The organism is Sphingomonas zeicaulis (assembly GCF_050433225.1).
GTDB lineage: Bacteria > Pseudomonadota > Alphaproteobacteria > Sphingomonadales > Sphingomonadaceae > Sphingomonas_D > Sphingomonas_D zeicaulis.
Genome location: NZ_JBNPXQ010000003.1, coordinates 278,994 through 296,737 on the forward strand (window position 1 = coordinate 278,994; position 17,744 = coordinate 296,737).

Genomic DNA, 17,744 nt, shown 5'->3' on the forward strand with positions numbered 1-17,744 from the left:
CTTTCAGGCATCCTCTCCTATAAACTTTCAAGGCCGGCCCCTCGGGGCTGGCCATTTTTTTTTCAGCGCACCTGCACCAGTGCGCCGCCGCCCTTACGCGAGGCGAAGATCGTGCGGCGGCCGGTGAACCGCTCGACGATATAGGCGGCGGTCAAGCTGTGCTGGCTCGGCTTCACCGTGGTGAACACGCCCTCCCCCGCCAGCGCGAACGGCAGCAGCAACTGGTCCGCCAGATAGGGTCCGGCAAAGGCATCCGTTCGCAGGTAGCCCGCCATCCGGTGTGCTGCGGTCTTCGCGAGCGATTCGGCGGACAGCCCCAGCTTCCCGAAGCCGGTGACGATCTCGGTCGCCTGTTCGAAGCGGGCCTCCAGCATCAGCGCGTTGCCCGGCCCCTGCTCCTCGGGAAGCTGGCGGACGGCGAACGCCGCCTCCGGCCAGTCGAGCAGCGGCCGCGCCGCGCGCAATTCGCGTTCGGCGATGCCGTGCGGCAGCCCCGCGAACAGGGCGGTCGCCGATACCGCAACCAGCGCGCCGCGATCGACGCACTCGACCGCGCGCAGCCGCGCCGGCACGATCTCAACCTCCACCACGCCACCACCGCGCGGGTAGAAGCCGTGGCGGACGAGCCGCACGCCGACGCGCGCGCCCATCCGCTTGAGCACCGGCAGGAAGCAGCGCTCGATGAAGTCGAACGGCGGCGCGGCCATATTGTGCGTGCCGCCCTCCAGCACCAGCCGCGACGGCGCGTCGGCCGCGAGCAGCGGCATCAGCACGGTCTGCAGCACCAGCCCGGTGCTGCCGGCGCTGCCCACCGCGAAGCGATAGTCACCGCCGCGGATCGCGCCCGGCCGGAATTCGATCTCGGTCGAGCCGAGTTCGAGGCCGTCGCAGCTCGCATTGCCGATCGTGCAGGCGGCGGTCACCGCCATCAGATGCTGGCGCATTAGCCCCGGCTTCTCGCGCTTGCCGCGGATGTTGGTGATCCGGAAGGGCTGGCCGGTGATGAGCGAAAGCGCGCACGCATTGCGCAGCATCTGACCGCCGCCCTCACCCTCGGACCCGTCGATCATAATCATTATTTTTCTCTCTGCCCTCATCCCTCGGCAAGGGAAGTCAGGGTAAGGGGGCGGCGCAGCCGCCCCCTTATCTCCACGGCCGCTTGCTCGACCGTGAAACGGGGCGGCATGCCCCCGGCATGCCGCTTTTTCCCGTTTCACCCCTTCACGCACACTACCTGCTTGAGCGTATGGACGATCTCCACGAGATCGGCCTGCGCCGCCATGACCGCCTCGATCGGCTTGTACGCCTTCGGCGTCTCGTCGATCACGCTGTCGTCCTTGCGGCACTCCACCCCCTCGGTGTCGGCGATATGCTCGGCGAGCGTCACCAGCTTCTTGGCCTGGGTGCGGGACATCACGCGCCCCGCGCCATGGCTGCAGCTGTCGAACGCCTCGGCATTGCCGAGCCCGCGCACGATGAACGACTTGGCGCCCATCGAACCCGGGATGATGCCCAGCACGCCCTTGGCCGCGCGCACTGCGCCCTTGCGGGTCACGAGCACATTCTCGCCGAAATGGTTTTCCCGCGTCACATAATTGTGATGGCAGTTGACCGCTTCCAGTTCGGCCTCGAACGGCTGCGCGATCTGGCCGCGCAGCGCCCGGATCACATTGACCATCATCATCCGGCGGTTCAGCGCCGCATAGTCCTGCGCCCAGCCGACCGCCTCGACATACTCGTCGAAATGATCGGTCCCTTCCGGGAAATAGGCGAGGTCCTGATCCGGCAGGTTGATGAACCACTTGCGCATGTCCTGCTTCGCCAGCTCGATGAAGTAGCTGCCGATCGCATTGCCCACGCCGCGGGAACCCGAATGCAGCATCACCCATACGCGCTGCTCCTGATCCAGGCACAGCTCGATGAAGTGGTTGCCGGTACCGAGCGTGCCGAGATGCACGAGGTTGTTCGTGTTCTTCAGTCGCGGATGCTTCGCCACGATCTGGCCGAAGCGCGCCGCGAGCGTCGCCCACGCCTCGACCACCGCCGTCGGCGGATCGCCCCATGAGCCGGTGTCGCGCTTGCCGCGTCCCACCGAGCGCCCGTGCGGCACCGCCCGCTCGATCGCCGAGCGGATGCCCTCCAGATTGTCCGGCAGGTCGCTGGCGACGAGCGAGGTGCGCGCCGCCATCATGCCGCAGCCGATGTCGACACCCACCGCCGCCGGGATCACCGCGCCCTTGGTCGGGATCACCGAGCCCACGGTCGCGCCGATACCGACATGCACATCCGGCATCGCCGCGACATGCTTGAACACGAACGGCATCGCCGCCGCGCGCGAAAGCTGCTCACGCGCCTTGTCGTCGACCGGCACGCCGCGCGTCCACATCTTCACCGGCACGCCGCCGGTGGCGTGCTGCACTTCATAGGTCTGGGTCATCACGACCTCCTTCGATCCGGTGCCGGCGACAAGGGTTTGGCGGGACATCCCGGCCGAAACCGGGAGAAGGATTCGAACCTTCTGGCTACCGTGTAGTCCCGCCAGCATTCGCCGGCTGTTGTTGTTGCGTCGTCATGGCGACGAGGATTTCGACGGACGCCTACCCGCTCTATCCGCTGAGCTACGGGCCGATTGGCCGGCCCGGCGGGATTCGAACCCGCGACCTGGGGATACCGAGTCCATGTAGTCCGTCAGGCATTCGCCATGACTCTATTCTTTCTTCTCCCCTTCCGCTTGCGGGAGGGGTCGGGGGAGGGCCTGTCCCGAGACGGCACTGAGACTGGACAGGCCCTCCCCTAACCCCTCCCGCAAACGGGAGGGGGACTGGGCCTTGGCGACGAGGAATGATGAGACATAGGCGTCCTTAAGCTACGTTCCAGCGACGGGATTTGAACCCGCATCTCCCGGTTTCCCGGGCGCTTTTCTCTCCGGACTTTCTCTGGTGGATGTAGTCCCATCGGCATTCGCCATGCCGTGTTCTTTCTTCTCCCCTCCCGCTTGCGGGAGGGGCCGGGGGAGGGCTTGTCCCGAGACAGCACGAGGCCCGGACAGGCCCTACCCTAACCCCTCCCGCAAGCGGGAGGGGGATTGGGCCGTGGCGACGAGAATGGATGGGACAGCGGACCTTTCGGCCCATCGGTTTCAATGATGTAGTCCCACCCGCATTCGCCACGGCCTTCAGTTCATTCCGTCAAACCTCCACTTGCTTGACCAGTTCGACCCAATCCCGCGTCTCGCCACTGGCGAAGCGTGCGATCGTGTCGAACACCGCGTCGGAGAAGCCCCCGACGTTGAGGATGTCCACCCGGCCCGAGGCCTGCGTGGTGCCATAGGGCTGGACGTCGACGCAGACGAGCTTGGCCTGGCGGTTGCGCCGCTTGAGCGCGTCCCACTCGGTCATCGTCGCCGTGGCGCCGGAGCGGCCCTTGCCCGCATCGACCCAGGACGCGTTGTCCGAGACGATCACGACCAGGTCCACCGCCGCCCGCTCCGCGTTGAGCATCGCCAGCGGTGCCGACACCGTGGTGCCGCCGCCACCGACCGCCGCCAGCCGCGCCGCATTGACCGCGACCCGCGCATGCGGATCGAGATCGAGCGGCACCACCCGCGTTTCGAACGGCATCACCCGTGCCTGCCGGTTGGTGCGCAGCATCGCCGCCGCGACCAGGGCCGCGATATCGATGCAACGAACCTTGGACGACGCGCCCTTGCGGAAGCCGGTAACCGGCGACTGCATCGAGCCCGACACGTCCGGGCAGATCACGATGTTGCCCTCGACCCGCGGCACGGCCTTCAGCGCCTTCTCAAGCGCCGCCTCGAGCGCGCCCTGCACACGCAGCGGCACCCGATCGTCGACCTGGCCCAGCGCCACCATCAACTGGTAGGGCAGCGGGCGAACCCGGGCGATCGCCTCCGCATCGGCAAGCCGCGCGGCAACGAGATCGACCGTTCCCTCCACGTCGAACGCGCCGTTGCGCGCCAGCGTGTTGAGGTTCATCCGCAGCGCCTGCCAGCCCATCGTGCCGGCAAGCTCGGACCATTGCTCCGCAGTCAGCGGAAAGGCGGTCAGCCATTCGAACGGCACCGGCGGCAACGGGCCCGAGGAATCCTGCTTCCAGGCCTCGAACGCCGCGATCTCCGCCGGCAGCGCGGCAACATCATAGGGCTTGCCGATCAGCCAGCCATAGAAGGCCCGCCGCGCCGCATCCGCGGGCTTGGGGTGAACCATGCGAACGATGTCCGCGAGGCTCGGATCCTTGCCCGTCGCCGCCGCCATCAGGCTGCGCATCGACGCCTGTTCCAGCCACTGCTGGACCAGCCGCTTGGGCCGCGTGCCGAGCGACGAGCGCCCGACCTGGCCGGACCGCATGATCTGCACGAAGCTGCGCAGCATGCGGCCATTGTCGATGACGCGGCCGAACACGCGCACCGCGAGATCGGGCTCGGCGACGGTCAGCCACGCCGCGAGCAGCGCCGGCATATCCTTCATCGCACCCGACTTGCGGGCATAGACCGCGGCCTGCGCCGCGAAGCGCGGGTCGACCGCCTTGGCGGCCGCCAGCACATCGGCCAGCTGCGCCCCGGCATCGCCATAGAAATTGTCGGCGAGGGTGCCGGTGGCGGCGAGCTGCGCGAGCTTCGCCTCCGGCTCATAGGCATAGGCCGGCGCGCCTTCATGATTGATGGCGTCCGCACGCGGCAGGAACTTCGCCACCGCCGACGCGAAAAGAGACTTGTTCGCCATTCTGCCTTCCTCCTTACAGGGCGGCCGGCGCATTCCGGCCGCCCTGTTTCCGTTTCCGCTGCCGGCCACAGCGCCGACGCCAACAGCATCGCAGGAGGCGTGCCAACTGCCGGGGTGAGGACAAGAATATTTTATAACTTATTGAATTTACATGATTTTATTATTCAACGACCGTGACGCCGGTCGACGCGGCTCTCCGAGCGGACGGCAAATTTCCTATCGATAACGATAGGAATTTATCCTAAACGATAAGAATGAAACCCGTCACCGTCATCGGATTCCTCGGCTCCACCCTCGATGCCGCCAAGTTCGGCCCGTCACGCTGGAACCGCTGGCGGCCGTCGGTGGGCATCGCCATGCATGAGGATCTGCGCGTCGATCGCTTCCTGCTGCTCCATGGCGAGCAGCATCGCCGCCTTGCCGAGCTGGTGGCGGATGATGTGCGCTCGGTCTCGCCCGAGACGACCGTGGAACCCCGCCAACTCGACTTCACCGACGCGTGGGATTTCGAGGAGGTCTATGGCAAGCTGCTCGACTTCGCGCGCGCCGAGCCCTTCGATCCGGAGGCCGAGGATTATCTGATCCACATCACCACCGGCACGCACGTCGCGCAGATCTGCCTCTTCCTGCTGACCGAGGCGCGCTACCTGCCCGGCCGGCTGCTGCAGACCCAGCCCAACCGCGGCGGTGGCGGCGCCGCCAGCCCGGCGGGCCGCTGGACGGCGATCGACCTCGACCTTTCGCGCTATGACAGCATCGCGACGCGCTTCGCGATGGCCTCCGCGGAAAGCCAGTCCTTCCTCAAATCGGGGATCGACACGCGCAACGCCGGCTTCAACCGGATGATCGACGAGATCGAGCAGGTCGCGCTGCGCTCGCGCGCGCCGGTGCTGCTGATGGGGCCGACGGGGGCGGGCAAAAGCCAGCTCGCGCGCCGGATCTACGAACTCAAGCGGCTGAAGCATCAGGTCGCGGGGCCCTTCGTCGAGGTCAATTGCGCGACCTTGAAGGGCGACGGCGCGATGTCGGCGCTGTTCGGCCACCGCAAGGGCGCGTTCACCGGCGCGGTCGCCGACCGCCCCGGCCTGCTGCGCGCCGCCGACACCGGCATGCTGTTCCTCGACGAGATCGGCGAACTCGGGCTGGACGAGCAGGCGATGATCCTGCGCGCGATCGAGGACAAGCGCTTCCTGCCGGTGGGCGCCGACAAGGAGGCCGCGTCCGACTTCCTGCTCATCGCCGGCACCAACCGCGATCTCGGCCAGGCGGTGGCGGCGGGCGGGTTCCGCGACGATCTCTATGCGCGGCTCAACCTGTGGACCTTCAGCCTGCCCGGCCTTGCCGAGCGGCGCGAGGATATCGAGCCCAATCTCGATTATGAGCTTGATCGCTTCGCCGAGCGCGAGGGCAATCGTGTGTCGTTCAACAAGGAAGCGCGCAGCCGCTACCTCGCCTTCGCGACCAGCGGCGAGGCGCGCTGGCCCGGCAATTTCCGCGACCTGATGGCAAGCGTCACGCGCATGGCGACCTTGTCCCCCGGCGGACGGATCGACGTGGAGTGCGTGGATCTGGAGATCGGCCGGCTGCGTCGGCTCTGGTCGGCGGAGAGCGGCGATGACGGCCTCGCCGCGCTGCTCCCCGCCGACGCGCTTGCCGAGATCGACCCGTTCGACCGCGTCCAGCTCGCCTATGTCATCACCGTCTGCCGCCAGTCCCGCTCGCTGTCGGAGGCCGGCCGCACGCTGTTCAGCGCCTCGCTCGCCCGGCGCAGTTCGGCGAACGATGCGGACCGGCTGCGCAAATATCTGGTGCGCTTCGGGCTGGGCTGGGCGGACGTGGCGGGGTGAAGCCCGTCCGGGCGATCGGGCATTTTCTACGCGATCCAAACGCCGTTGGGCGCTTGTCCGTCTCGAAAGTCGCTGGCCTAACGGGGCACATCCGCCCCATGTCAGACCCCAATCCGCTCTGGTCCACCATCGTCGACTGGCTCGGCATGCAGGGCCCGGTCACGCTCTCGCTCTATTCCTGCGGGCTCGTCACCCTCGTCTTCATGGCGTCGAAGGCGCTCGCCGGCTAGATTTCGAGCTGCGATCCCAGCTCGATCACGCGGTTGATCGGCAGGCCGAAGAAGGCCATCGGGCTTTCCGCGTTCTGCACCATCCAGGCGAACAATTTCTCGCGCCACAGCGCCATGCCCGGCCGTTCGGAGGGGATCACCGTCTGGCGGCTGAGGAAATAGCTGGTTTCCATCGCGGCGAACTTGCCGCCGCAATCCTTCACCGTTTCCAGGCTGCGCGGGATGTTGACCTCCTGCATGAAGCCGTGGCGGATGACCATGCGGTAGAAGCCTTCGCCGGCGTCGATCTTCTCGACCATGCCCGCCTTGCCGACATAGGGCACGCCTTCCGTCTTCACCGTCAGGATCACGACGCGTTCGTGGAGTACCTTGTTGTGCTTCACATTGTGGAGCAGCGAGGGCGGCACGCCGTCCGTGGTGGAGGACAGGAAGATCGCGGTGCCCGGCACGCGCTCCAGCGACTTGCCGGTGGAGCGGATGAACAGGTCGAGGTCCATCGCCCCTTCCTGCATATAGACGCGCATGATCTGCCGCCCGCGCGCCCAGGTGGTGAGCAGGGTGAAGACGATCGCGGCGACCAGCAGCGGGAACCAGCCACCATCAGGGATCTTGGTGACATTGGAGGCGAAATAGGCGCCGTCGATCAGCACGAACGCCGCTGTCGCGATGCCGGCGAACGCGGGGTGCCAGCGCCACACCGCGAAGGCCAGGATACCGAACATGCAGGATGTGATCAGCATCGTGCCGGTGACGGCGATGCCATAGGCCGCCGCCAGGTCCCCCGAATTGCCGAACCCCATCACCAGCAGCATGACGAAGATCATCAGCCCCCAGTTGACCAGCGGGATATAGATCTGGCCGGCGGCATCCGCGCTGGTGTGGGTGATCCTAAGGCGAGGCAGATAGCCGAGCTGCATCGCCTGCTGGGTGACCGAATAGGCGCCGGTGATCACCGCCTGGCTCGCGATCACCGTCGCCAAGGTCGCGAGCACGACCAGCGGCAGCCGCGCCCATTCGGGTGCCATCAGGAAGAAGGGGTTGGCGGCAGCGGTGGGCGTGCTCAGCAGCAGCGCGCCCTGCCCCATATAGTTGAGCAACAGGCACGGAAACGCGACGTAGAGCCATGCGGCGCTGATCGCGCGGCGGCCGAAATGGCCCATATCGGCATAGAGCGCCTCCGCGCCGGTCACCGCCAGCACCACCGATCCCAGCGCGAGGAACCCCAGTTTCGGGTCGATCAGGAAGAAGTTGATCGCCCACCACGGATTGACGATGCCCAGGATTTCCGGGTGCTGGACGATGTTGGCGATGCCGAGCAGCGCCAGCACCGCGAAATAGAGCGCCATGATCGGCCCGAACCAGGCAGCGACGCGCGCAGTGCCGCGGCGCTGGATCAGGAACAGGCCGGCGAGGATGGCGATGGCGAGCGGCACCACGAAGCGGTCGAAGCCGGCCTCCACCACCGTCAGCCCCTCGACCGCGGACAGCACCGAGATCGCCGGGGTGATGATCGCATCGCCATAGAAGAGCGCTGTGGCGAGCACGCCAAGGGCTGCGACCACGCCCCTCCAGCCATTGAGCTTGCTCCGCCGCATCACCAGCGCGAGCAGCGCCATGCTGCCGCCCTCGCCCTCATTGTCGGCGCGCAGGATCAGCACGACATATTTGAGCGTGACGATGATCGTCATCGTCCAGAACACCAGCGAAAGCACGCCATAGATGTGCGCCTGATCGACGGCGAGCGGATGGTGGCCGACGAAGCTTTCCTTCAGCGCATAGAGCGGCGAGGTGCCGATATCGCCGAACACGACGCCCAGCGCGCCGAGCGCCAGCGCGTGGAGGCCGCCCTTGGGCTCATGATGCGGCTTGGCGCCGGTCTGGTCGGTCATTCCCACTCCGCTTGCATCGGTCGGCATAGGATCTCCAGAGGGGTTTCCGGTCACCGGCATAGGATTGGCATAGGATTTCGCGCCGCGCGATCGATCCTTGCAGCGCATCCTACGCAATCCCTACGCAAAGCCCGGCCCCTCGATCTCGAATAGCTATGTCGCCCCCCGTAACTCCGCGGCGTGCAAAGGAGTTGCGTAACCATGGCGAACTGGCGGGGGCGCCGCGACGTCGATCTGACGCTGCGGCTGGCGGGGCTGCTGCTCGGCGGGCTCGCCTTCCATCTTTCGGCGCTGCTGGCGCGGCATCTGCACGGCCATGCGGCCGGTGGCGTCGGCGCGCTCGACCTGCTGCTCGCGACTTTGTTGTTCCTGAGCGGCAGCGCGGGCGCCGCGCTGTTCTTCATCGGCCGTCACCTGCTGGACGAGGTGCGCGTGTCGCAGCGCTGGGCGCCCCGCGGCTGACCCCATTTTTCACCCTTTTTCCCCCCTTCCTCCCCCTTCGGACCCCATGAGCCCCGCCGACGTTCCTCCTGCGTAGGAATGACTGGGCCGGCGCGACCAGCGCCGGCCCCCTTTTCGATTTTGTCGAATGAGCGCCATGAATCTTTGCGACTGATCCGGCATGGGGCGGCACGCTATCCCTCCTCCCACGGACAGCGCAGGAGGATGCCATGCCTGAGGATGGGTATCGGCACCGATCGCCGCCGGTTACAACCCCGCGCAGATCGATGCGATCGCGCAGCTCGCCGCCTGAAACCGAAAGGAAGCACCATGGCCCACGGCACCGCCCATATCGGGCGCGACACCTATCGCACCAAAATCGAGGTCAGTGGCCACAGCCTGGTCGCGGACGAGCCGTCCACGCTCGGCGGCGCCAATGCCGGCCCTGCGCCCTATGACCTGATCCTCGCCGGGCTCGGCGCCTGCACCGCGATCACCTTGCGGATGTATGCCGATCGCAAGGACTGGCCGCTGGAGAGCGTCGATGTCGCGCTGCGCACCGTGCAGGGCGAAAACGGCCTAGAGATCAAGCGCACGCTGACCATCGCCGGGCTCGACGAGGAACAGCGCGCGCGGCTGGCAGAGATCGCCGAACGCACCCCCGTCACCTTGACACTCAAGGGCGGGCTCCCGATCCATACGACCCTCGCCTGACCGCCAATCGCGCCACGGAGATCTGCTTGCCCACGCGCCCGTTCGATTTTGTCGGCTCGGCCGGCCACCGCCTCTCCGGCCGCATCGAGATGCCCGAAGGGCGCCCGCGCGGCTGGGCGCTGTTCGCCCACTGCTTCAGTTGCGGCAAGGAGAACATCGCCTCCGTCCGCATCGCGCGGGCACTCGCCGGCTGCGGCATCGGCACGCTGCGCTTTGACTTCGCAGGGCTCGGTTCCAGCGAGGGCGCGTTCGGTGAGACCAGCTTCGCTGCCAATGTCGAGGACATCGTCGCCGCGGCGAAAGCGATGGCAGAAGCCGGCCTGGCGCCGGCCCTGCTCGTCGGCCACAGCCTCGGCGGCGCCGCGGTGATCGCCGCCGCGGGCGACTTGCCGAGCGTGACGGCGGTCGCGACAATCGCGGCGCCGTTCGACGTCGCCCACACCCTCCACCAGTTTGAACCCGCCGCACTCGCCGCGATCGAGGCGAATGGCCGGGCCGAGGTCTCGCTCGCCGGCCGCGCCTTTTTGGTCGACAAGGGCCTGATCGACGATCTGCGCCGTCATGATCAGGGCGCGCGCATCGCCGGGCTGCGGCGCGCGCTGCTGGTGATGCACGGCCCGCGCGACGACACGGTGGGCATCGAGAATGCCGAACGCATCTTCGTCGCCGCCAAGCATCCCAAAAGCTTCATCTCGCTCGACGACGCCGACCATCTGCTGCACGACCGCGCCGACGCCGACTATGCCGCGCAGACGATCGCGAGCTGGGCGGCGCGCTATCTGCCCGAACTGCCCGAGGGGCCGGCGCTCGCGACCGACGCCGAAGCGGAAGAGACCCGCGCCGGCAAGTTCCAGGTTGCGATCCAGGCCGGCGGCAAGCGCTTCCTGGCAGACGAGCCGGTAAGCGTGGGCGGGATGGGCACGGGGCCGACGCCCTACAACCTGCTCTCCGCCGCGCTCGCCGCCTGCACGACGATGACCTTGCGGCTCTACGCGGATGGCAAGGGCTGGCCGGTCTCACGCATCCGCACCGCGGTGGGCCACCAGCGCCGCGCCGGGCAGACGCCCGCGGACTTCTTCAGCCGCCGCATCTCGATCGAAGGCCCCCTGGACGACGAACAGCGCGCGCGGCTGCTGGAGATCGCCGACCGCTGCCCGGTGCATCGCACATTGGAGCGGGGATCCACGTTTGCCACTGTGGAGGGTGAGCCGCCGGCCGAGGCCGAGCCGGCGGAGGCGCATATGGAGGCGATGGAGCATATCGCAACGCCGGTGGAGTAGGCATTTCCTCCCCGGCGCTGCGCGCCGGGGAGGAAATCAAGTTACGCCACGAAATTCCCGGCGAACGCGATCTCGCCCAACGGCTTGCGGTCGCTCGGCACTTCGCGCTGACGCAGGCCCTCGGGCAGGGTCGCGGGGTCGCCAATCTTGCCAAGCGCAATCGCGGCCTCGACGCGGAAATCCTCGGGCACGCCCAGTTCGGTCTGCGCGCGCGGGAAATCGACGCCGCTCATGCCGTGGGTGACATAGCCGGCGATATGCGCCTGCAGCGCGAGCTGCGCCCAGGCGGCGCCGGCATCGAAGCTGTGGCTGTGCGAAGGCTTGTCCGGCGCGCCCATCGTCGTCGCGGAAACGACGAAGATCAGCACCGACGCGTCCTTGGCCCAGCCCTGGTTGAACGGGATCAGCAGATCGAGGAAGCGCGCCCAGTTGGCGTCGCCGCGATGCGCGTAGAGGAAGCGCCAGGGCTGATAATTGTAGGCCGAGGGCGCCCAGCGCGCGGCATCGAGAATGAGATCGAGATCGGCCTGCGGCATATCCGATCCGTCGAACGCGCGCGGCGACCAGCGGTCGAGGAACAGGCGGTCGAGCGCAGTGTCGGTGGTACGGTTGGTCATCAGATCCCCCATGAGGCAAGCAAAGGAAAAGCCGGCGCCGCAGGACGCGACGCCGGCTGTCTAAAGCAGGTTAGCGGCGCGCGTCGAGCGCAACGCGGCCGGCGCCGAGCGCGACGATCTGGAGCAGACCGCCCGCAATCGCGATATTCTTGAAGAAATGGATGAACTGGTTCTGGTCGGCGAGCTGGTTGTGGAAGCCGAACGCAGCCGCGACCGAGAAGATCGCCAGCGCTGCGGCGACGAAGCGGGTGCGATAGCCGAGGATCAGCGCGATACCGCCGAGCAGCTCGACCGCGACCGCGATCGCATAGGCGACGGTCGGCAGCGGCAGGCCGGCGGAGGCGATATAGCCGATCGTGCCGGCGGGCGCGGCAATCTTCGACGCGCCGCTGAGAATGAAGATCGCCGCGATTGCGATGCGGCCGCCGAACGCCGCGACGCCGGCCGCGCGATCGGCGGAGTGGGGCGCCGCCGCAGCGGCAAGGGTGGTGCTGTTCATCTCGAATAATCCTTGTCCAAAGCGGCGGCTGCGACAGCGCGGCGCCGTTGAGGAGAAGATGGACCTGCACCGGCGCATCAAACAGCCGAATAAACTCAATTGAAATGTTCGAAAAATCGGAAAAGCCGATGACGGAACCCATCGCCCGGACTGCCGTTGAATAGCCGTAATGACCCGCGTTGCCGTTCTCGCCTTCCTCATCCTCATCACCGGTTGTGACGCCCTGCCGCGCGATCCGGGCGGCACGCTGAAACGCGTCGAGACCACGCACCGGCTCATGGTGGGCGTGGCCGCCGGCCTGCCGATATCCCGCAACGACCGCCCCGTGCGGCTGATCGAGGCGCTGGAACGGCACACCGGCGCACGCGCCGAGATCAGCCGTGGCGCGGCGGAGCCCCTGTTTACGGCGCTGCGTGCCGGCCGGCTGGACCTGGTGATCGCGCCGGTCGCCGCGGACAGCCCGTGGGCAACCGAGGTCGCGTTCGGCCCGCCACTTGCGATCGCCGGCACGGGCGACGAGCGGCTCGAACTCGTCGCCGCAATGCGCAACGGCGAGAATCGCTGGATCATGCTGGTCGAGCGCAGCAGTCGCGCGGTCGCACCCGCGGCGGCAGGCCGATGAGCGGCGGCACCCTTCCCGCACCGCTCGCGCGGCCCATGCGCCGCGCGATCCGCCTCGAATGGTGGAACATCGGCTGGACGATCAGCATCGTCATCGTGATGGGCCTCGTGCTCGGCCAGAGCCAGACGATGAAGACGGCGTGGATCGAGGACATGCTGGGGCTGGTGCCGCCGGTGATGTTCCTGATCGCCGCACATTTCGAAACGCACCACGGCCGATCCGCGCGCTTCCCCTTCGGCTTCGAGCGCGTCAACGGGCTTGGCTTTTTCCTTGCCGCCGTCGCGCTGACCGCAGTGGGCGCCTTCCTGCTCTACGACGCGGCGAAGACCCTGGTCACTGCCGAGCATGCCACAGTCGGATCGGTGCGCCTGTTCGGGCGCGACATCTGGCTGGGCTGGCTGATGATAGGTGCGCAGACTTATGCGATCATCCCGCCGCTGATCATCGGCCGCAAGGAACTGCCGCTGGCCAAGACCCTGCAGGATAAATTGCTGCACACCGACGCGCTGATGAACAAAGCCAACTGGATGACGGGCGCTGCCGGTCTTGCCGGCATCATCGGGCTGGGGCTCGGCTGGTGGTGGGCGGATTCGGTCGCGGCGGCGGCGATCTCGTTCAGCGTGCTCAGCGACGGCATCAAAGCGCTGCGATCGTCGACCGCCGAACTGGTCGATGGTGCGCCGCGCGGCCTTTCCAGCGCCGATCTGTCCGAGGATGCCGAAGCGGTGAAGAAGACGCTGGCGGCAGCGTTTCCGGGCACCGAGGTGCGGCTGCGCGAGACGGGCCGCCTGATCCGTGCCGAGGTGCATGGCGCCGCACCGCCGGCCGAAGCACTGCCGCCCGGCACCTACTGGCCGCATGAAGAGGAGCGCGCATGGCGGCTGGCGCAGGTGAGTTTCGTTCCGCCCGCCGAGGATGAGAGCGTCGCGCACTAGCCCGGACGTAGCGGGCGGCCGAGAGAAGCCGGGACAGGAAAGGTGCGCCAAGCACCATTGTCCCGGCTTCGCTTAAAAGATAGGAAGAGCCTTCACCCGTCACAGGTCCGCCGTACAGACAATTCCGGCCGAGCGCAGGCGGTGAAAGCATCCGCCACTATAGGGGGCTGATTCAGCCGACAGGCTTCAGATGCGGAGAGATGAGCTTGTTCATCTCGAACATCGTCACCTTATCCTTGCCGAAGACCTTGGCGAGCTTTTCATCGGCCAAGATATCACGCTTGTTGGCCGGATCCTGCAGATTGTTCTTCTTGATGTAAGCCCACATCGCGCTGACCACCTCTGCGCGGGTCAATGGCTTGGTGCCAACGACGGCGCCCAGTTCGGGCGAGGGCTGTACGGGACGATTGAGGCCGTCGGTCTTCTTCTTCTCTGCCATGGCTTTATCCTGTCCTAGCGTTATCCGCTGAACTAGCGATGGCGCGATTGGCTCCCTCGCGCAAGCATTGCGTTATTCGCGGCGCCGCTCGACCGGGGGCAGCAGCAATTCGTCGCGATCGTCGCGCGGCGGCGGAGGGGCGTTCTCGGCCGGGCGCGTTTCCAGTTCGATGCCCTGCGGGCCGATGCGTAGACCGACGCCGACATCGCCGATCTTGCCGTCCACAGACAGGCTGTCATTGCCGATGTTGACACCGATATCGCCGGCATTGCCGATCAGCGCGCCTTCATCCTCATCCTCACCCTCTTCGATCGCGCGCGGCGCCGCGCGCGATTTCACGCCGAGCGCCGATGCCATGAAGTCACGCCACACCCGCGCCGGCAGGCCGCCGCCGTTGACGCCGGAAAGCGGGCTGTTGTCGTCATTGCCCACCCATACGCCGGTAACCAGATCGCCGGCGAAACCGATAAAGATCGCGTCGCGATTGTCCTGACTGGTGCCCGTCTTGCCATAGACGGGGATCGACAGCGCAGCCGCGCGGCCGGTGCCGCGCTTGACCACCGACGACAGCAGATCCTTCAGCGCCGGCAGCATCTCCTCGTCGAACGGGCGCTGCCTGTCCCACACCGAATCGAACCAGCTTTCACGCGCATCGGGCAGCCCGCGCGGGCGCACCGGATAGCGATCCCCGGCAACCGCAGCATAGGCGGCGGTCATTTCGAGTAAGGTGGTGCCCGAACTGCCCAGCGCCAGCGTGGCATCGTCGGCGAGCGCGCTGCGCACCCCAAGATCGCGAGCGGCGCGAATCACATTCTTGCGCCCGACCTTTTCCGACAGCCGCACCGCCGCGACGTTGGAAGAAACCGCGAACGCTTCCCTGAGCGTGATCTCCCCGCGGTAGCGGTCGCCGGAATTGCGCGGGCTCCATTCACCGATCGTCAACGGCTTGTCTTCCACCTTGTCGTCAGGACGCATGCCCGCGCGCAACGCGGCGAGATAGACGAACAGCTTGAAGGTGGATCCGGGCTGGCGCCGCGCCTGCGTGGCGCGGTTGAACGCGCCATCGGCATAGGTGCGTCCGCCGATCATCGCGACCACCTGCCCATCCGGGCGCATCGCCACCAGCGCGACATCCGCCTTGCGCAGGCCGGCGTTGCGCACCGCGCGCTCGGCATAGCCCTGCAGCTTGCGGTCGAGCGTCGTCTTCACTTCCTGTTCGGCGTAGACCGCGCCCGAACCGTCGCGCGCCTGCGCCATCGCCCAGTCCGAAAACCAGGTGCCGGTGGGCAACGCCTTGACCTTGCGGATTTTCAGCCGTGCGGGACCGGCGCGATCGGCGACCGCCTTTTCGATGAAGCCGGCATCGAGCATCGCCGCGACGACCAGCTTCTGACGCGCACGGGCTCCCTCCAGGTTGCTGCTGGGCGCCAGCCGCGACGGCGCCTTGAGCAACCCGGCGAGCATTGCCGCCTGGCTGACGCTCAGATCCTCCGGCGGCACGCTGAAATAATGTTGCGCGGCGGCGCGCAGACCATAGACATTGTCGCCGAAATAGACGTTCGACAGATAGCGGGCGAGGATCTCGTCCTTAGAGAGCCGCGCCTCCAGCCAGAATGCGATCAGCACCTCGCGCGCCTTGCGGCCGAAAGTGCGATCGGCATCGAGGAAGGCGACCTTGGCGAGTTGCTGGGTGATCGTGCTGCCGCCCTCCCGCACACCGCCGGCGCGCAGATTGTTCCAGGCAGCGCGCATGATCCCCCAGGGATCGACTCCCCAATGCTGGCGAAAGCGCCGATCCTCGATCGCCAGGAAAGCATGTGGCACGTGCGCGGGCAGTTCGGCGATGACGACCGGCTTGTCGATGATCGCCCCACGCCGCGCGATCGGCGTACCATCCGCCGCGAGCAAGGTGATCCGCGGCGCCGCGACCGGCTGCAGCGAGCGCGACAACGGCGCGGTGACCGCGAGATAGCCGACCAGCAGCACGAAGATCAGCAGGAAGGCGAGCAGCCCCAGCTTGATCCGGCGGATGACCCGCGGCAGCCGCGACGGCGGAAGTGGTACCGGTTGCCCGGGCGAATCGACCGGCGGCGCCGCATAAGTGTCGGCCGGCGGCGGACCTGCGGGAACCGGCTCGGGACGGCGGTCTCGCGACCAGAACATCAGCGGCGAGACCCGGAAAATGGCATGGTGGCTGCTGTCATACCTTGGCAATACAGCCAATGCGAGACCGAAAAATTGCCGTACGTCACAGTTTGAGCTAACAGCCGCCGCGCCAGAGGATCGGGCGGCCGCTGCCTTCGCTTGTCGGGGGGAGAGGAAAGTCCGGGCTCCACGGAAACACGGTGCCGGGTAACACCCGGCGGAGCACGCAGCTTCGGCTGCGCGCTTCAGGGACAGTGCAACAGAAAGCAGGTCGCCGAAGCTTCGGCCAGGTGACATTGAAAGGGTGCGGTAAGAGCGCACCGCGCCCCCGGCAACGGGGGTGGCATGGTAAACCCCACCGGGAGCAAGACCGAATAGGGGCGACACCGGGTTTCGTACCCGAGGGCCTGGTTCCGGCCCGTCGCCCGGGTTGGTTGCTTGAGGCACGGAGCAATCCGCGCCCTAGAGGAATGGTCGCCCAGTCCCCCTTGGGGATGGACAGAACCCGGCTTACAGATCCTCTGGCATGAGATTCCGACGCGCCGCCCGGGCGGCGCGCCCCGTGAGGAGAAGGCAAGAGCGATGCTGCGATGGCCCCACCCCGTCCCCGCCGCCACGCCGCGCCGGAGCGCGCGATGCGCAGCCTGAACCGCGGCGAACGCGCGCTGGCCTATGCGCTGGCCGGCATCGCCGGCTTCGTCGACGGCGTCGGCTTCGTCTGGCTCGGCGGCTATTTCGTATCCTTCATGAGCGGCAACTCCACCCGGCTGGCGGTCGCCGTCGCGGGCGGCGCCTGGGAACAGGCGCTGTTCGGGCTGGGACTGGTGGCGCTGTTCATCGGCGGCGTCGCCGGCGGCCACCTGATCGCCGCGCGGGCCAGCGGCGAACAGGCGCGGATCCGCCGGCTGCTGCTGGTGGAGGCGCTGCTGCTGCTGGTCGCCGCCTGGCTGTTCCGGATCGGGATGGGCGGCAGCGCGATCCCGCTGATGGTGCTGGCGATGGGGATGGCCAACGCGATCGTCGCGCCTGACGGTCAGGGCTTCGCCGTCACCTACATGACGGGCGCGCTGGTGCGGATCGGCGAAGGCATCGCCAACAGCAAGACCGGCGCGCGCCGCACGATCCTACCCTGGCTGGTGCTGTGGCTGGCGCTGGTCGGCGGCGCGATCACCGGCGGCGTGCTGAGCCTGCGCTGGGGCGGCATCGTGCTGGGGCTGCCCGCGGCGGCGCTGCTCGCGCTGGCGCTTGCCGTGCGCACCCCTGCACTCAAGCCGGGCGCCGGCTCAGGCACGGGATCGGGCGATGGCCCATGGCAAAACCATCCGCCCGCCTCTACATGAGCAG

At 67.4% G+C, this 17,744-nt stretch carries 15 protein-coding genes, 1 other RNA gene and 1 pseudogene; 9 read left to right on the forward strand and 8 right to left on the reverse strand.

All coding sequences use genetic code 11. The features are described from left to right. Positions 1 to 62 precede the first annotated feature (62 nt). The 3 genes from rtcA to FHS96_RS14010 form a co-directional block, all read right to left on the reverse strand. Complete coding sequence (rtcA, locus tag FHS96_RS14000; RefSeq protein ID WP_429592433.1) at positions 63 to 1,076, reverse strand: RNA 3'-terminal phosphate cyclase; 1,014 nt, start codon at positions 1,074 to 1,076, stop codon at positions 63 to 65. 137 nt (positions 1,077 to 1,213) lie between these two features. Beyond that, positions 1,214 to 2,437 (reverse strand): RtcB family protein, encoded by a 1,224-nt coding sequence (locus tag FHS96_RS14005; protein ID WP_429592435.1) that lies wholly within the window; start codon positions 2,435 to 2,437, stop codon positions 1,214 to 1,216. Between the two features lie 751 nt (positions 2,438 to 3,188). Then, on the reverse strand, positions 3,189 to 4,742 hold the full coding sequence (locus tag FHS96_RS14010; RefSeq protein ID WP_429592438.1) for a vWA domain-containing protein: 1,554 nt from the start codon (positions 4,740 to 4,742) through the stop codon (positions 3,189 to 3,191). A gap of 254 nt (positions 4,743 to 4,996) precedes the next feature. On the opposite strand from FHS96_RS14010, the pseudogene rtcR reads away from it, so the two are divergent. Further along, positions 4,997 to 6,520, forward strand: a pseudogene (gene rtcR / locus FHS96_RS14015) (RNA repair transcriptional activator RtcR); the annotation flags it as partial. Positions 6,521 to 6,687: 167 nt separating this feature from the next. Continuing rightward, positions 6,688 to 6,819: a hypothetical protein gene (locus FHS96_RS14020; RefSeq protein WP_429592440.1), complete on the forward strand. Its 132-nt coding sequence runs from the start codon at positions 6,688 to 6,690 to the stop codon at positions 6,817 to 6,819. On the opposite strand, the gene FHS96_RS14025 is transcribed toward FHS96_RS14020, so the two are convergent. Next, complete coding sequence (locus FHS96_RS14025; RefSeq protein ID WP_429592443.1) at positions 6,816 to 8,708, reverse strand: potassium transporter Kup; 1,893 nt, start codon at positions 8,706 to 8,708, stop codon at positions 6,816 to 6,818. The genes FHS96_RS14020 and FHS96_RS14025 overlap by 4 nt on opposite strands. A gap of 201 nt (positions 8,709 to 8,909) precedes the next feature. Here FHS96_RS14025 and FHS96_RS14030 point away from each other — a divergent pair, with 201 nt between their 5' ends. From FHS96_RS14030 to FHS96_RS14040, 3 genes are all read left to right on the forward strand, one after another. Next, complete coding sequence (locus tag FHS96_RS14030; RefSeq protein ID WP_429592446.1) at positions 8,910 to 9,170, forward strand: hypothetical protein; 261 nt, start codon at positions 8,910 to 8,912, stop codon at positions 9,168 to 9,170. Between the two features lie 309 nt (positions 9,171 to 9,479). After that, on the forward strand, positions 9,480 to 9,863 hold the full coding sequence (locus tag FHS96_RS14035) for an OsmC family protein (protein WP_429592448.1): 384 nt from the start codon (positions 9,480 to 9,482) through the stop codon (positions 9,861 to 9,863). Between the two features lie 26 nt (positions 9,864 to 9,889). After that, positions 9,890 to 11,143 carry a bifunctional alpha/beta hydrolase/OsmC family protein gene (locus tag FHS96_RS14040; protein ID WP_429592451.1) on the forward strand — a complete coding sequence of 418 codons (1,254 nt, stop codon included), beginning with the start codon at positions 9,890 to 9,892 and terminating at the stop codon, positions 11,141 to 11,143. Positions 11,144 to 11,184: 41 nt separating this feature from the next. On the opposite strand, the gene FHS96_RS14045 is transcribed toward FHS96_RS14040, so the two are convergent. Further along, positions 11,185 to 11,760 carry a nitroreductase family protein gene (locus FHS96_RS14045; RefSeq protein ID WP_429592454.1) on the reverse strand — a complete coding sequence of 192 codons (576 nt, stop codon included), beginning with the start codon at positions 11,758 to 11,760 and terminating at the stop codon, positions 11,185 to 11,187. A gap of 70 nt (positions 11,761 to 11,830) precedes the next feature. After that, a complete protein-coding gene (locus FHS96_RS14050) occupies positions 11,831 to 12,259 on the reverse strand; it encodes a DoxX family protein (RefSeq protein ID WP_429592457.1) in 429 nt (142 codons plus the stop codon). 169 nt (positions 12,260 to 12,428) lie between these two features. Here FHS96_RS14050 and FHS96_RS14055 point away from each other — a divergent pair, with 169 nt between their 5' ends. Together FHS96_RS14055 and FHS96_RS14060 are read left to right on the forward strand one after the other, a co-directional pair. After that, positions 12,429 to 12,881 (forward strand): type 2 periplasmic-binding domain-containing protein, encoded by a 453-nt coding sequence (locus FHS96_RS14055; RefSeq protein ID WP_429592459.1) that lies wholly within the window; start codon positions 12,429 to 12,431, stop codon positions 12,879 to 12,881. After that, positions 12,878 to 13,816: a cation efflux transmembrane domain-containing protein gene (locus tag FHS96_RS14060; protein WP_429592462.1), complete on the forward strand. Its 939-nt coding sequence runs from the start codon at positions 12,878 to 12,880 to the stop codon at positions 13,814 to 13,816. The genes FHS96_RS14055 and FHS96_RS14060 overlap by 4 nt, the downstream gene beginning before the upstream one ends. A 172-nt stretch (positions 13,817 to 13,988) precedes the next feature. On the opposite strand, the gene FHS96_RS14065 is transcribed toward FHS96_RS14060, so the two are convergent. Beyond that, complete coding sequence (locus FHS96_RS14065) at positions 13,989 to 14,255, reverse strand: SWIB/MDM2 domain-containing protein (protein ID WP_429592465.1); 267 nt, start codon at positions 14,253 to 14,255, stop codon at positions 13,989 to 13,991. A 72-nt stretch (positions 14,256 to 14,327) separates the two neighbouring features. Beyond that, on the reverse strand, positions 14,328 to 16,418 hold the full coding sequence (locus FHS96_RS14070) for a transglycosylase domain-containing protein (RefSeq protein ID WP_429592468.1): 2,091 nt from the start codon (positions 16,416 to 16,418) through the stop codon (positions 14,328 to 14,330). 112 nt (positions 16,419 to 16,530) lie between these two features. Here FHS96_RS14070 and rnpB point away from each other — a divergent pair. Beyond that, an RNA gene (rnpB, locus tag FHS96_RS14075) (RNase P RNA component class A) lies at positions 16,531 to 16,929 on the forward strand. 61 nt (positions 16,930 to 16,990) lie between these two features. After that, positions 16,991 to 17,740, forward strand: a complete 750-nt coding sequence (locus FHS96_RS14080) for a YoaK family protein (protein WP_429592471.1) — start codon at positions 16,991 to 16,993, stop codon at positions 17,738 to 17,740. Positions 17,741 to 17,744 lie beyond the last annotated feature (4 nt).

What these genes read in the sequence shown, in the direction of transcription:
- FHS96_RS14035 (WP_429592448.1), top strand. Translation starts at nt 9,480, where the DNA reads ATGGCCCACGGCACCGCCCATATCGGGCGCGACACCTATCGCACCAAA.
- rtcA (WP_429592433.1), bottom strand. Translation starts at nt 1,076, where the DNA reads ATGATTATGATCGACGGGTCCGAGGGTGAGGGCGGCGGTCAGATGCTG.
- FHS96_RS14045 (WP_429592454.1), bottom strand. Translation starts at nt 11,760, where the DNA reads ATGACCAACCGTACCACCGACACTGCGCTCGACCGCCTGTTCCTCGAC.
- FHS96_RS14080 (WP_429592471.1), top strand. Translation starts at nt 16,991, where the DNA reads ATGGCCCCACCCCGTCCCCGCCGCCACGCCGCGCCGGAGCGCGCGATG.
- FHS96_RS14010 (WP_429592438.1), bottom strand. Translation starts at nt 4,742, where the DNA reads ATGGCGAACAAGTCTCTTTTCGCGTCGGCGGTGGCGAAGTTCCTGCCG.
- FHS96_RS14050 (WP_429592457.1), bottom strand. Translation starts at nt 12,259, where the DNA reads ATGAACAGCACCACCCTTGCCGCTGCGGCGGCGCCCCACTCCGCCGAT.
- FHS96_RS14020 (WP_429592440.1), top strand. Translation starts at nt 6,688, where the DNA reads ATGTCAGACCCCAATCCGCTCTGGTCCACCATCGTCGACTGGCTCGGC.
- FHS96_RS14005 (WP_429592435.1), bottom strand. Translation starts at nt 2,437, where the DNA reads ATGACCCAGACCTATGAAGTGCAGCACGCCACCGGCGGCGTGCCGGTG.
- FHS96_RS14065 (WP_429592465.1), bottom strand. Translation starts at nt 14,255, where the DNA reads ATGGCAGAGAAGAAGAAGACCGACGGCCTCAATCGTCCCGTACAGCCC.
- FHS96_RS14030 (WP_429592446.1), top strand. Translation starts at nt 8,910, where the DNA reads ATGGCGAACTGGCGGGGGCGCCGCGACGTCGATCTGACGCTGCGGCTG.
- FHS96_RS14070 (WP_429592468.1), bottom strand. Translation starts at nt 16,418, where the DNA reads ATGTTCTGGTCGCGAGACCGCCGTCCCGAGCCGGTTCCCGCAGGTCCG.
- FHS96_RS14060 (WP_429592462.1), top strand. Translation starts at nt 12,878, where the DNA reads ATGAGCGGCGGCACCCTTCCCGCACCGCTCGCGCGGCCCATGCGCCGC.
- FHS96_RS14055 (WP_429592459.1), top strand. Translation starts at nt 12,429, where the DNA reads ATGACCCGCGTTGCCGTTCTCGCCTTCCTCATCCTCATCACCGGTTGT.
- FHS96_RS14025 (WP_429592443.1), bottom strand. Translation starts at nt 8,708, where the DNA reads ATGACCGACCAGACCGGCGCCAAGCCGCATCATGAGCCCAAGGGCGGC.